15 protein-coding genes are annotated in these 12706 nt (G+C 68.5%); 6 read left to right on the top strand and 9 right to left on the bottom strand.

What is annotated here, in order from left to right; all coding sequences use genetic code 11:
- Both A5780_RS42670 and A5780_RS36830 read right to left on the bottom strand, forming a co-directional pair.
- Window positions 1-185, bottom strand: a 185-nt coding sequence (locus A5780_RS42670; protein ID WP_197521953.1) for a helix-turn-helix domain-containing protein, incomplete at its 3' end; no start/stop codon positions are given.
- Entirely contained in the window at window positions 142-489 is a 348-nt protein-coding gene (locus A5780_RS36830) for a helix-turn-helix domain-containing protein (RefSeq protein WP_064911324.1), read from the bottom strand. The genes A5780_RS42670 and A5780_RS36830, both read right to left, overlap by 44 nt.
- A 92-nt stretch (window positions 490-581) precedes the next feature.
- On the opposite strand from A5780_RS36830, the gene A5780_RS36835 reads away from it, so the two are divergent.
- Window positions 582-1484, top strand: a complete 903-nt coding sequence (locus A5780_RS36835; RefSeq protein WP_255407313.1) for an NAD(P)-dependent oxidoreductase — start codon at window positions 582-584, stop codon at window positions 1482-1484.
- A gap of 7 nt (window positions 1485-1491) precedes the next feature.
- Here the strand turns inward: A5780_RS36835 and aroQ are convergent, their stop codons facing one another.
- Both aroQ and A5780_RS36845 read right to left on the bottom strand, forming a co-directional pair.
- A complete protein-coding gene (gene aroQ, locus A5780_RS36840; protein WP_062966518.1) occupies window positions 1492-1920 on the bottom strand; it encodes a type II 3-dehydroquinate dehydratase in 429 nt (142 codons plus the stop codon).
- 19 nt (window positions 1921-1939) lie between these two features.
- Window positions 1940-2524 carry a hypothetical protein gene (locus A5780_RS36845; protein ID WP_030514211.1) on the bottom strand — a complete coding sequence of 195 codons (585 nt, stop codon included), beginning with the start codon at window positions 2522-2524 and terminating at the stop codon, window positions 1940-1942.
- 270 nt (window positions 2525-2794) lie between these two features.
- Between A5780_RS36845 and A5780_RS36850 the strand changes: the two genes are divergently transcribed.
- Window positions 2795-4477: an NTF2-like N-terminal transpeptidase domain-containing protein gene (locus A5780_RS36850; protein ID WP_064911328.1), complete on the top strand. Its 1683-nt coding sequence runs from the start codon at window positions 2795-2797 to the stop codon at window positions 4475-4477.
- Window positions 4478-4489: 12 nt separating this feature from the next.
- On the opposite strand, the gene A5780_RS36855 is transcribed toward A5780_RS36850, so the two are convergent.
- The 3 genes from A5780_RS36855 to A5780_RS36865 are packed head-to-tail and all read right to left on the bottom strand — an operon-like array spanning window position 4490 to window position 7639.
- Window positions 4490-4900, bottom strand: a complete 411-nt coding sequence (locus A5780_RS36855; protein WP_064911325.1) for a DUF3054 domain-containing protein — start codon at window positions 4898-4900, stop codon at window positions 4490-4492.
- 48 nt (window positions 4901-4948) lie between these two features.
- The gene (locus A5780_RS36860; protein ID WP_063031093.1) at window positions 4949-6121 is read right to left on the bottom strand and encodes a YbhN family protein; all 1173 of its coding nucleotides are present in this window, start codon (window positions 6119-6121) and stop codon (window positions 4949-4951) included.
- A gap of 42 nt (window positions 6122-6163) precedes the next feature.
- Complete coding sequence (locus A5780_RS36865; RefSeq protein WP_063011568.1) at window positions 6164-7639, bottom strand: adenylate/guanylate cyclase domain-containing protein; 1476 nt, start codon at window positions 7637-7639, stop codon at window positions 6164-6166.
- Between the two features lie 244 nt (window positions 7640-7883).
- Between A5780_RS36865 and A5780_RS36870 the strand changes: the two genes are divergently transcribed.
- The 4 genes from A5780_RS36870 to A5780_RS36885 all read left to right on the top strand — a co-directional run bounded on the left by A5780_RS36870 (window position 7884) and on the right by A5780_RS36885 (window position 11671).
- A complete protein-coding gene (locus A5780_RS36870; protein ID WP_063011564.1) occupies window positions 7884-9068 on the top strand; it encodes an AI-2E family transporter in 1185 nt (394 codons plus the stop codon).
- Window positions 9069-9168: 100 nt separating this feature from the next.
- A complete protein-coding gene (gene macS / locus A5780_RS36875) occupies window positions 9169-10248 on the top strand; it encodes a MacS family sensor histidine kinase (protein WP_231983214.1) in 1080 nt (359 codons plus the stop codon).
- Window positions 10245-10916 (top strand): response regulator transcription factor, encoded by a 672-nt coding sequence (locus A5780_RS36880; protein ID WP_082976932.1) that lies wholly within the window; start codon window positions 10245-10247, stop codon window positions 10914-10916. The genes macS and A5780_RS36880 overlap by 4 nt, the downstream gene beginning before the upstream one ends.
- Window positions 10917-10975: 59 nt before the next feature.
- The gene (locus tag A5780_RS36885; protein ID WP_051755533.1) at window positions 10976-11671 is read left to right on the top strand and encodes a DUF1707 domain-containing protein; all 696 of its coding nucleotides are present in this window, start codon (window positions 10976-10978) and stop codon (window positions 11669-11671) included.
- Window positions 11672-11674: 3 nt separating this feature from the next.
- On the opposite strand, the gene A5780_RS36890 is transcribed toward A5780_RS36885, so the two are convergent.
- Both A5780_RS36890 and A5780_RS36895 read right to left on the bottom strand, forming a co-directional pair.
- Window positions 11675-12064 (bottom strand): VOC family protein, encoded by a 390-nt coding sequence (locus tag A5780_RS36890; RefSeq protein WP_064906188.1) that lies wholly within the window; start codon window positions 12062-12064, stop codon window positions 11675-11677.
- A 65-nt stretch (window positions 12065-12129) separates the two neighbouring features.
- A complete protein-coding gene (locus A5780_RS36895) occupies window positions 12130-12402 on the bottom strand; it encodes a hypothetical protein (protein ID WP_156769759.1) in 273 nt (90 codons plus the stop codon).
- Between the last annotated feature and the right edge of the window lie 304 nt (window positions 12403-12706).

Raw genomic sequence — 12706 nt, forward strand, 5'->3', positions numbered from 1 at the left:
GAGGGAGTGAGCGAATATTCCACGCGCGGAGGGATTTCGGGGAACACCTCCCGGCGGACCACGCCGTGGGATTCCAGGCCGCCCGCCTGCTCGAAGAAGTCGGTGCCCGGATAGCGCGCGACTACCTGGGCTGACCCGCCCTCATGCCGTCGCGGTGTCGAGCAGTCCGTCGCGGCGCCGTTCACCCCACTGCTCGAGCGGGCGCAGGGCCGCGGCCAAGTCGATCCCCGAGGGAGTGAGCGAATATTCCACGCGCGGAGGGATTTCGGGGAACACCTCCCGGCGGACCACGCCGTGGGATTCCAGATGGCGGAGATTCTCGGTGAGCACCTTCTCGCTCACCCTGGGCAGCAGGGCACGAATGCGGCCGAAACGCTGCGGGCCCTCGCCCAGCACCCACATCAGGTGCAGTTTCCACTTGCCGCCGACCACGTCGATGGCCACCGACATCCCACATACCGAGTGATCTGCATCACTGTCGTTCGCCATCTCGGCCTCCTGACCATTTTTCGAACTTCGAGGTAAGCAACCGCACGTCGACGTGCGTTATTGCCCCGGACGCGGATCCCGGTGACGATCGAATCCGGCGCCGATCGGAAGAACTTCGAAACACCAAGGAGTACACCATGTCCGAACGTTCCTCCGTCACGGTGATCGGGCTGGGCCCGATGGGCCGGGCGATCGTGCGCGTGCTGCTGGCCGCCGGCACCGAGGTGACGGTCTGGAATCGCAGCGCCGACAAAGCCGAGGCCATGGCGGAACTGGGCGCCCGGCGCGCCGAGTCGGTGGCCGACGCGCTCGAGCGCAACGAGGTGATCATCCTGAGCCTCACCGACTACGCCGCCATGTACGACGTCCTGGGCCGGGCTCCGGAACGGTTGCGGGACAGGGTGATCGTGAATCTGTCCTCCGATTCGCCGGAGCGCACCCGCGCGGGCGCCCGATGGGTGCGCTCGCACGGGGCGCGGTTCCTGTCCGGCGGGTTCATGTCGGCCGGCGACAACATCACCCATCCGGCGTCCTACATCTTCTACAGCGGTCCACGCGAGGTCTTCGACGCCCATGCCGACCTGCTGCGCCCACTCAGCGCACCGGAGTACCTCGGCGCCGACGACGGGCTGGCGCAGTTGTTCTACCAGGCTCTGCTCACGCTGTTCCATCCCTGGCTGATCGGCTACAACCAGGCCCTGGCCGTCGTCGAACGCGCCGGGCACGACATCGACCGCTTCCTGCCCTTCGCGCAACGCTCCGCCGAGGCGTTCCCCTTCTTCATGGCCGAATACGCCACCGCCGCGAAGTCCGGCGGCTGGGGTGACGACGCGGCCGCCCGGATGATGGTGGCGGGTGCGGCCCATGTCGTCGAGACCAGCGCGGAGGTGGGGGTGGACGCCACGCTGTCGCATACCGTGCGGGAGCTGTGGGAGAAGGTGGTCGCCGCCGGCGCCGGACTGCCGATGTACCGGCTACTGCGCGACGGAGCCTGAGCGAAAGTCAACGGGTGCAGAGGAATTCGATCGCCGCCGCGTAGCCCCGGATCCCCATCCCGGCGATCACCGCGGTGGCGATCGGCGAAATGTAGGAATGGTGCCGGAATTCCTCGCGTGCGTGCACATTCGAGATGTGTACCTCCACGATCGGCACCTCGGGAATCACCAGGGCGTCGCGCAGGGCGACCGAGGTGTGGGTCAGGCCGCCGGGATTGATCACGATCCCGGCTTCCACCCCGCGCGCGGCGTGGATCCGATCGATCAACGCCCCTTCGGAATTGGATTGATAGGCGGTGATCTCGCGATCGAAGCGGGCGGCGGTCTCCCGGCACAGCTCGACCACGTCGTCGAGGGTGTCCGAGCCGTAGACCTCGGGCTGGCGGGTGCCGAGCATATTCAGATTCGGGCCGTTGAGCACGAGAATCGGTGCCATGACCGGTACCCTAGCCCGGTCACAGGCCGCGCGGCCCCTCGGCTCGCAGGTCGTCCACCTTGCGCATCGCCGACCGCAGTTCCGCCAACCACTCCTCGGCGTGCTTACCGGCCAATTTCACCGTCCAGGCGAGCGCATCGGCGCGGGAGCGGGCGACCCCGGCGTCGACGAGCGTGTCGAGCACCTTGCGTTCGGGCTGGCGCAGCCGCGTCATCACCGGCACCGAGAGATGGGTGAACAGGGTGCGTTCCCCGTTGACCGAGACGCCCCAGGCCACATTGCGGCCGTAGCGCGCCTGAGCCTCCTGGGCGATCTGCATGCGTGCCGGCCGGGTCGATTCGCGGAAGCGCGCGATCAGGCCGTCCACCGTCGCGGGAGACGGTTCGGATCCGGCTTCCTCGTCCTCGCTCGATTCGGGTGCCGGCAGCGCCAGTTCACCGATCACCACAATCTCGTCGCGGTCGATTTCGATGGTCGCCGGACCGCTGAACCACTCGCTCGGCAACCTTCCGGCGAACCAGTCCGGAGCGTCGGCGGCGTCCGGAAGATCCGCTTGTTGCCAGCCCCCCGGCCGCCCGAATCCACGTCCGTGTCCGTGTCTCATGATGTTTCCTCACTGCGGAAGTTCCTATGTAACTGTGATTACAAGATTACTCCGCATAAATGCACCCCGGGTTTCGCTGTCGGAGGAAAGGGGAAGCTTCCGAACACGTCCGCCGATTTCGCCGACCGGCTGCAACGGATGTCGGTGATCGGGCACTATTGTGGTCGCTGAGCATGGAAGATGCGGTCGGTGCCTAGGTGGGACCGCGGGCAACTCCTTCGGGTACCGTTGGTCTTGTTGCTGGAGTGACAAGAGTGAAGAGTGGGCGACATGGATGTGTGGGGATCCCGCCGCTTTCGCGTTCGGGGCGCAGTGGCACTGGCCGCAATTGCTGCCGTAGCGATCGTGATGGGGTCGTGCGATTTTCACAGCACGCCGAGTGGACCCGAAGCGGTCGTCGAGCATTTCACCCAGCTAATGGACGATCGCGATGCCGCCGGCGCCGCCGCACTGACCTCGTACCCCTCCGGTGCCGAGAGCACTCTGAAGTCGATGTTCGACGGACTCCAGCCCGGTAAGCCCGATTACAAGCTGGTTCAGTTCATCAGCCTCGACGGCGATTCGGCGATGTTCAACCTGAAGGCCGCCTGGAACTTCGGGCCGGGTAAGGACTGGAGCTACGACCTGCAGGGCAATATCCGCAAGCTGGCTATCGGCTGGCGGATCTCCTGGGACCCCACCGTCGTCATGCCGCAACTGGATTACAAGCGGTCGGTGAAGCTCGTCCGCACCGAGGCGACGCCGGCGCCGAAGGTCAACGACAACGACGGCCGGCCGTTGCTGACCCAGCAGACCATCAACGTCATCAAGGTGGATCCCACCAAGACGGGTGATCCGGTCGGCACCACCAATGCCCTGGCCGATGCCATCGCGCCGGTCGCGCCGCTGATCACCGGTGCCTCGCTGATGCAGCAGCTGGCGGGCTCGCAGGGCAAGCCGATCACCGCGGTGAGCCTGCGCGAGGACGATTTCGCGATTCTCGAGCCTCGGATGGCCTCGATTCCGGGCGTGGTGATGGAGAAGCAGCCGAGGCTGATCGTCGCCGACCGCCGGGTGTGGTCGCCCATGACCGATGCGCTGCAGAAGGTGTGGCAGGAGAACCGGGATCAGCACGCCGGCTGGGGTGTGCAGCTGTTCGAGCCCGACGGCCGGATGGTCACCCAACTGGCCGGATATCAGGGTCCGCCGGGGCCGGACATCGCCTCCACGATGGACCAGAAGTTGCAGCGTGCGGCCGAGGACGCGGTGGTCAGTGTCGGTACGGCGGCCTCGATCGTGGCGATACAGCCCTCCACGGGTGCCGTGGTCGCGGCGGCCCAGAACAACTACGCCAGCGCCCAGGGCGCGCCCGCATTCACCGCCACCTATCCGGTCGGCGGTGCGATGGACCTGTTCAAGGCGGTCGCCTCGATCGTGAAGAAGAAGGCGCCGCAGGACGTTTCGGTGCAGGATGCGGCCGAGGCGGCGGCCATGCTGGGCGTCGGCATCGGGTTCAAGGTGCCCGGACTCGACGAGACCACGGGCCGGCTGCCGATCGGTGGTCGCGGCGTCGAGCAGGTCAAACAGGGCGCCAACGATCCGATTCTGGCCAGCCCGTTCGGGATGGCGATCGCCGCGGCCACGATCGCGCGCGGATCGGTGGCTCCGCCGATGATCGAGATCGGCCGGCCCGGCACCACCGAGGCCAAGCTGGAACCGCTGCCCGGCGATGTGGTCGACAAGCTGCGCGGCATGCTGCGCGACGCGACCGGAAGCCCGCAGGAGGTGACGGTCGCCCGCTATGCCGGGGTCACCGCCTTCACCGCGAATGCCGGCTCGGACGGATGGCTGCTCGCCAATGCCGGTGACCTGGCCTTCGCCATCCACATCGACGATATCGACAGCGGCGATGCCACCTCCCGGATGGCCGCGCGGATGCTGCAGTCGCTGGCCACGCCGGACGACAACAAGTAGCGGTCGCGGGCGTCAGTTCACGGATGCGCCGGTGACTCGAATGCGCCGGGCGGCGAGGATCCACACCGCGCGCCAGCCCAGCAGGAAGACCACGAGGACGGTCGCCGCGACGATGACGAAGCTGACCGCGGTGCCCTGACCGCTGATCACTCGCAGCACCATGCCGCCGATCAGCGTCGACAACCACACCACCACGCCGGTCGGCCACACCGCCGATCCGTCGAATCGTGCGAGCGCGTCGGACAGTCGCCCGCGGCCGACGATCGCCGGAGCAATCACCCAGCCGATCAGCAGACCGGCGCCGAACGGCCAGACCGTGCGCAGCAGACCCGCCGCCACCGCCTCGTCGTGGCTGCGCCGGCCGATCGCGCAGAACACGATCACCAGCACGACATCGATCAGCAGCGGCAGCCATTTCCTCACGGTCGCCAGGGTAGTGACAGCGGTGCGGCAGCCGGATTCCGGGACCGCTCAGGGCTGCGGTTCGCCGTCGGGTTCGGCCGGTCCGGGCGAATCGCCCTCGCGAAGGGGCCGGTTCGCGCCGCTGTCGGCGCGGCGGGGTTCGGCGAGCAGGGCCGAGCGCTGTTCGAATTCCTGCTCGAACTGCGCATCGCCGAGCTGCGGATTGCGGAAGCGGAAGACGAAGACGATCCAGCCGATGATCGCGACGAGAATGAAACTCACCATGCGGTAGACGAAGGCGGCGGCCACCGCCTGCGCCGCCGGCAGTCCCGCGGCGGCGGTGAGGCTGTAGATCAGGGTGGCATCGACGTAGACGATGCCACCGGGTGCGAACGGAATGGTGCCGACCGCCTTGCCCACACTGAAGGCGATCAGCAGGCCCGCCCAGCGCGGATCGGCGCCGACCGCGTAGCAGGCCGCACCCAGGCAGGCCACATCGCCGAGCCGATGCACGACCGCCCAGAACGCGACCCACGCGGCATCCCGCCGGTGCACATCCACCGATTCCAGCTGTCGCAGCACCTCGTCGACGTGCGCCAGCCCGGCATCGGCCGGATGTCGCCGGATCCGGTTGACCAGCCGCACCCCGCGGCGCACCAGCGCCTGCAGCGCACCGGGGTTACCGGAAATGTATTTGCCCGCCCACACCAGCAGCGCCACCGCGCCCAGCGTGAGGACCAGCTTCCACGGACCGATGCGATTGCCGACCAGCAGCGCGCCGCCCACGCCGAGCAGCAGCATGCCGCTCGTCGCGACCACACCCGACATCAGCAGCTGCCAGGACGCGACGATCGGGCTCGCACCCCAGCGGCGGGTCTGGCGATAGGTGAAGGCGGTAGAGAACACCTGGCCGGCGGGCAGCGACACCGACATCGCGGTGGCTCCGTAGACGACCGATACCGAGGCGCGCTGCGAGACGTCGACCCCGCCCGCGCGCAGCAGGCGTTTCTGGATGCGGCCGAATCCACTCATCGACAACGCCTGCATCCAGACGCACAGGGCGACCCAGCCCCAATGGATCTCCGTGAGGTTGCGCCAGGAATCGTGCAGGCGCGGCCACAGGTATACGCCCTCGGCGATCAGCAACGCCGACAGGGCAACGCCGAGGGCCCATTTCAACCAGCGGAACCTGCGCCGCGCGGGCCGCGCCGGTTCGCCGCCGGGTTCAGCGTGGGCCGTCACGACGCCCAGCCTAGTGGGGTCGGGCCCGAAGGCGGCAGTGGCTCATCCGAGAGCCTTCGGCCACGCGAGCCGGGTCTTGCGGCGGCGACCGCGCAATTGCACCTCGTCGCCGGAGATCCACTGCTTCTGTTCGTCGTCGTCGGCGAAGTACAGGGCGCTGCCCGAGGCCAGGACGCGGCCCGGATGTTCCTTCGCCAATTCGGTGAGGCGCGAGGCCTCGTTCACCGGATCGCCGATCACCGTGTACTCGAAGCGATTCGCGGCGCCGATGTTTCCGGCGACGGCGAGGCCGGCCGAGACACCGATGCCGATATCCAGGCCCTGCACCTCGCGCAGCGCCTCGCGCAGATCGCGGGCCGCGGCCAGCGCGGCGGTCGGCGCGTCCGGACGGTCCAGTGGCGCACCGAAGATCGCCAGCGCCGCATCGCCGACGAACTTGTTGATCAGGCCGTTGTGCCGGTCGACCACATCGACCACCACCCGGAAGAATTCGTTGAGCAGGCTGACCACCTCGGTGGGCGGCCGCTCGGCGGCGGTGGCGGTGGAGCCGACCATATCCACGAACAACACGGCCACGAACCGGGTTTCACCACCCAATTCCGTGCCGTACTCGAGCGCGCGGCGGGCCACTTCCTCGCCGACGTGCTGGCCGAACAGTTCCTGCAGTTCGCGGCGCTGCGCGGCCTCTTCCATCATGCGGTTGAAACCGACCTGCAGCAGGCCGATCTCACTGCCGTCGAACACCTCGACCTGGACATCGCGCGCACCTCCCTGCACCCGGTTGATCGCTCGGGAGAGCTGCCGCACCGGGTCGGAGATGCTCGACGCGGTGAGCATCGACAGCGCCAGCGCCTGCATGATCACCACCCCGCACAGCAGCAGAATCGAGATGGCCAGCGACTGCGCCGAGAAATGCACCTGCGACGTGATCTGGGTGACGCACAGCAGCACGATCGCGATGGTCGGCGCGAATGTGCCCATGCCCCACGTCATCGCCATGCGCGTGCCGACACCGGGGGTGAGCGTGTGATCGAAGGTGCCGGTGGTCAGTGCGTGCGCGGCCACCGGGCGCAAGATTCGTTCACCCAGCATGTAGGTGAAGCCGAACACGATGGTGGCGGCCATACATTCGGTGACGATCACCGCACCCGCGAGCTCGGGTGTTTCCACGATGATCCGCGCGGCCAGCACCGCACCGCCCACCAGCCACAACAGCAGGTGGAGGATGGACTGCCGCAGCGGCGCGTGCAGGGCCGCCATCTGTTCCTGGCGACTGGGCGGACCGCCGCGCATCTGCCAGCGCATCACCGGTCGCAGCATCAACGCCGAGGCGGTGACGCTCAGGAATCCGCCGATCGCGAAGACCAGCGCCGGAAGCAGCAGGCCGGCGCGCCGCAATCCGTTCGGCGTGCCCTCGGGCGCGGGCAGCCCGTACTGGATGAACGCGTAGACCAGGACCGCACCGAAGGCATTGGCCGCCAGCATCGATGCGAGGTACAGCGGCCAGCGCGTTCGCATGGTCTGTTTGACCGCTTCCAGAGGCGCTGACACGATGACCAATCTAGCGGGGCGCGTCGTAGGTCACCGGATTCGGGCGGAGCGGACACGTGCCGGTTGCGTCCCCGGCCGATAGGCTCGCGGCGTGAGTGGGGACAGCAAGACCTCCGGGAATCCGGCCGAGCCTGCCCCGGCGGGCGTCGCATCGGCGGCTTCGAGCCGAAGCGCACCCGATCGCGGGCGCGAGCGCAGCGCGGCCGACTCGGTGCATCCACTGGTGCGTCAGGGCGCCGAATGGTGCTGGCGATTGTTGATCATCCTGGTGGCGGTGCTGGCGGTCGCCTACCTGGCGCACAAGCTGACCACGGTCGTCATTCCGGTCGCGATCGCCCTGCTCGCGGCGGCGCTGCTCTCGCCGCTGGTGGATCTGCTGCAACGCCTCGGAATGCCGCGCGGCATCGGCGTATTCGTGGCCCTGGTCGGATCGCTGGGCTTGCTGGCGGGGATCTTCACCTTCGTGATCGAGCAGTTCATCACCGGTGTGCCGCAGTTGACCGACGAATTCAAGACCAGCATCCACACCGTGCAGGACTGGCTGATCAACGGTCCGCTGCATCTGAGCAACGACCAGATCCGCAACGGCGGCAATACGATCATCAAAACCCTGGAGGCCAATCAGGATTCGCTGACCAGCGGCGCCCTGACCACCGCCGCGGCGATCGGCGAATTCTTGACCGGCGCCTTCCTGACGCTGTTCATCCTGATTTTCTTCCTCTACGGCGGCGACCAGATCTGGAACTTCGTGACCCGGATCGTGCCCACCCCGCAACGTGAACGGGTGCGCACCGCCGGGCGGCTCGGCTTCGGCACGCTGATCGGATTCGTGCGCGCCACCGTCGTGGTGGCGGCCGTCGACGCCATCGGCATCGGCGCCGGGCTGGCGATTCTCAGTGTGCCGCTGGCCCTTCCGCTGGCATCGCTGGTGTTCATCGGCGCCTTCGTCCCGATCGTCGGCTCCCTGCTCGCGGGCTTCATCGCGGTCTTCCTGGCCTTGATGACGAAGGGTTTCGTCACCGCGCTGATCGTGCTCGGCATCACGGTGGCGGTGATGCAGCTGGAAGGCCATGTGCTGCAACCGTTGTTGCTGGGCCGTGCGGTGCGCATCCATCCGCTGGCGGTGGTGCTGGCGATCACGGCGGGCGTGGTGCTGGCCGGTATCGCGGGCGGTCTGCTGGCGGTGCCGTTCGTCGCGGTGATGAACACCGCGATCCGTTCGTTGCTGGTCGGCAGCCCGGAAGAGCTGTATCAGGAACTCAATACCGGGGAACCGGGGGAGCCGATGTTCCACGCCGATGCCGACCGGCCCGAGCCGGATCGCTACCGCCGGGCCGAATCGCGGTCCGATGCGGACGGCGGTGATGCGGACGGCGGTGATGCGGACGAGGGCTGAGTCCGCGGGCGTCACGCCGCCCGCCGACTCGACCGCGCCGGGACCGACGGCCGCGACCGCGCCGCTGTGGCGGGCGGCGCAGGTGTTTCGCCTGGTCACAATGCTCTACGCGGTGGGCCAGCAGGTCGCCTCGGTGTCGTCGTACGAGCGGCAGCCGCTGAGTTGGGTGCTGATCGGGATGCTGGTGCTCTGGTCGGTCGTCTCGGCGCTGTGGTTGTCGCGCTGGTCGGTCACCGGGTGGGAGCGGCGAGCGGTGGTGATCGGTGACCTGGCGGTCGCCGTCGGGCTGATGGCGGCGACTCGGCTGGTCGCCGACTACCCCTGGTACCACGGGCATCAGACCCTGCCGACCACGCTGTGGGTGGCGAATGCGGTGATGTCGGCGGCGATCGAATGGGGTGCGCTCGGCGGCGTGCTCGCGGGGCTCGCGATTTCGGTGGTGAGCATCGTGGTGCGGGAACAGTGGGAGTTGGATCTGTGGTCGGATGCGACCGCGCTCGTGCTGGTTTCGGTCGGGCTGGCCATCGGGTTGGCGGCCGCGACGGCGCGACGCGCGCAGGGGCACCTCGAGCAGGCGATGCGGTTGTCCGCCGCCACCGCCGAACGCGAACGGCTCGCCCGCGAAGTACACGACGGGGTGCTGCAGGTCCTCGCGTACATCAGTCGGCGTGGTAGTGAAATCGGCGGACGCACGGCCGAATTGGCGGATCGTGCCCGCGAACAGGAAGTCGCGCTCCGGGTGCTGATCTCCGAACAGGGCAGGGACGGTTCGGGTCTCGACGCCCGCGCGGACCTGCGTTCCCTGCTGAGAGTCTTCGCCGCGCCGTCGATCGCGGTCTCCGCGCCCGGTGAGCCGGTGACGATCGGGGCACGGACCGCCCGGGAGATCGCCGCCGCCGTCGGTGCCGCGCTGTCCAATACCGCGCTGCACGCCGGCGCCGAGGCGAAAGCCTTTGTGCTGCTGGAAGATATGGGCGATGCGGTGGTGGTCAGTGTGCGCGACGACGGGCCGGGGATCGCGCAGGGCCGGCTGCCGGCCGCGGCCGCCGAGGGGCGGATGGGCGTCTCGCATTCGATCGTCGGGCGGATCGAGGCGCTGGGCGGCATCGCCGAACTGCTCGACACCGCCGACGGCACCGAATGGGAATTCCGGATTCCACGTGACGGGGAGCAACGATGAGGACATCGGAAGACGTCGCGGCAGAAGATGTTTCGGTGATGGTGGTCGACGACCATCCGATGTGGCGCGACGGCGTGTCCCGCGATCTCACCGAAGCCGGTTTCCGGGTGGTGGCGACGGCGGACGGCGCGGGCACGGCCGCGCGCCGGGCCGCCGCGGTCCGACCTGACGTCGTCCTGATGGATATGCAACTGCCCGACGGCAGCGGAGCCCAGGCCACCACGGAAGTGCTCCGCGTCTCGCCGCGCAGCCGAGTACTGGTGCTCTCGGCCTCGGACGAACGCGGTGATGTGCTGGAAGCCGTCAAGGCCGGGGCGAGCGGCTATCTGGTCAAGAGCGCGTCGGCGGCCGAGTTGATCGACGCGGTGCGGGCGACGGCCGCGGGCCAGGCGGTGTTCACGCCAGGCCTGGCCGGTGTGGTGCTCGGCGAATTCCGTCGCATCGCCGGGGCTGGGGCCGATAGGAGCGCCGAGCAGCCCGTCCTCACCGACCGCGAAACCGAGGTGTTGCGGCTGGTGGCGAAGGGTTTGTCGGCGAAACAGATCGCGACCAGGCTGAGCGTCAGCCATCGCACGGTGGAGAACCACGTGCAGGCGACGCTGCGCAAACTGCAGCTCGGCAACCGGGTCGAACTCACCCGGTATGCCATCGAACAGGGCCTCGAGTAGGGGCCGGATCAGGGATTGCCCTGATGTGCTGCGGCTGCGGCGTCGGTAGCCTCGTGAACATGGGTGGTGAGACCGTTTCCGCCCCGGGGTCCGCGGGAACCGGGGGAGCCGTAGGCGACCGTGACCTGCGAGTATCGGATGCCGAACGCGAACATGTCGGGACCCTGCTACAGCGCGCGGTCGGGCTGGGCATGTTGTCGCTGGGCGAGTTCAGCGAGCGGATGGATACCGCGCTGGCGGCCAAGACGCGCGGCGAACTCAACGCCGTCCTGATCGACCTGCCCGGGATTCGCCTTGCGGGACAACCGAATCCCGCCCAGCCGACCGCCTCGCCCGGACCGGCTCAGACGTGGCGGTGGGGTGCCCCCGCCGGACGCACCGAGGCCGAAACCGCGATTCGTCCGCGCCTGTCCGGCGTCACCCGCAAGGGGCCGTGGCAGGTGCCGCCCTCGCTGTACGTCAACAGCTATCTGTCGGGCGTCACCCTGGATTTCACCCAGGCCGTCATGTCGACCCAGGTGGTCGAGATCCGGGTCGACGATTTCTGCAGCTCGCTGACCATGATCCTGCCCGGCGAGGCGACCGTCGACCTGAACGGCGTGGAGCTGATCGGTTCCAGCGCCAACAACAAAGTGCGCACCGGCCCGCCGATCGGACCGTTGCACATCATCGTGCACGGGCGCAGCCGGTTCAGCTCGATCACCGCGAAGCATCCGTTCGGCGTGCAGTGGAAGAAGCTGATGTCGGGGTTCTGATCGCTATTCGACGACCTCGCCGAGTCCGATCATGTTTCCCTCGCTGTCGCGAAACCACGCACCCCGTTCCGCGCGTCCCTTGCTGGGGTAGTTCCCCTCGATCTCCATGATCCCGCCGACGGTGCCCGAGTACTCCTCGAAGACCACGCCGCGCTCTCGCAGGGCGGCCACGGTGCTCTCGATATCGTCGACGTAGAACCCCAGTTGGGTGAAGGAACCATCGGACGCACCGGCCGACGCGAACAGGCAGAAGACCCCTGACGCCCCCTCGTAGCGCAGCCCGCCCGGGCGCTCCTCCACGGGTTCCAGACCGAGTTTCTCGGCGTACCAACGCCTCGCCCGTTCCAGATCCTGCGTGGGGACGCGTGCCTCGATCCGCGCGGTGTTCAGCATGGGGCATCGTAGAGCCGCGAGCTGCGGGCGCGGGCCGGTACGGAGCCACCGGCCCGCGCAGTCGATCAGTCGCGGTTCTGGCGGCGCAGCAGTTCGTTGACGCTCACCGTGCGGCCGCTGGTGCGATGCTTACCCTCGTCGTCGGGATCGGCCGGTTCCGGCTCGGGGCGACGACGGGACGAGCGCAGGTCGGCCATCCACTGTTCGATGTTGTTGCGGTTGTCGTCACCCGGTGCGTCGGGGTGGTCGGCCGAATTTCCGGACGCATCGGATTCGGTTGCGGCCGTGGAATTCCCGGGCTCGGGCGCCGTCGGACCTCCGGCTTCACCGGTGCCCATCGAGCCCGGACCGTGCGGCGAGCCGAGGTCGCCTCGGGGCCCCGAAGCCGGTGCGTTGTGGCCGCCGGCCGGTGGCCGGTGGCCCGGATTCGCCGGCCCGTGCAGCCGCCGCGGCGCATCCCGCCCGATGGCATGCGGCATTCGCCTACGCGGACAACGGAATCCGGGCCCGGCAGTGTGTCTCCCGCCATGCCCCGGGAGCCGAAGGACACCGATGCGACCCAGGAGCTGCACGGGCCGGCGAATCCGGGCCACCGGCCACCGGCCGGCGGCCACAACGCACCGGCTTCGGGGCCCGCACGCG

The organism is Nocardia sp. 852002-20019_SCH5090214 (assembly GCF_001665865.1).
Lineage (GTDB): Bacteria > Actinomycetota > Actinomycetes > Mycobacteriales > Mycobacteriaceae > Nocardia > Nocardia nova.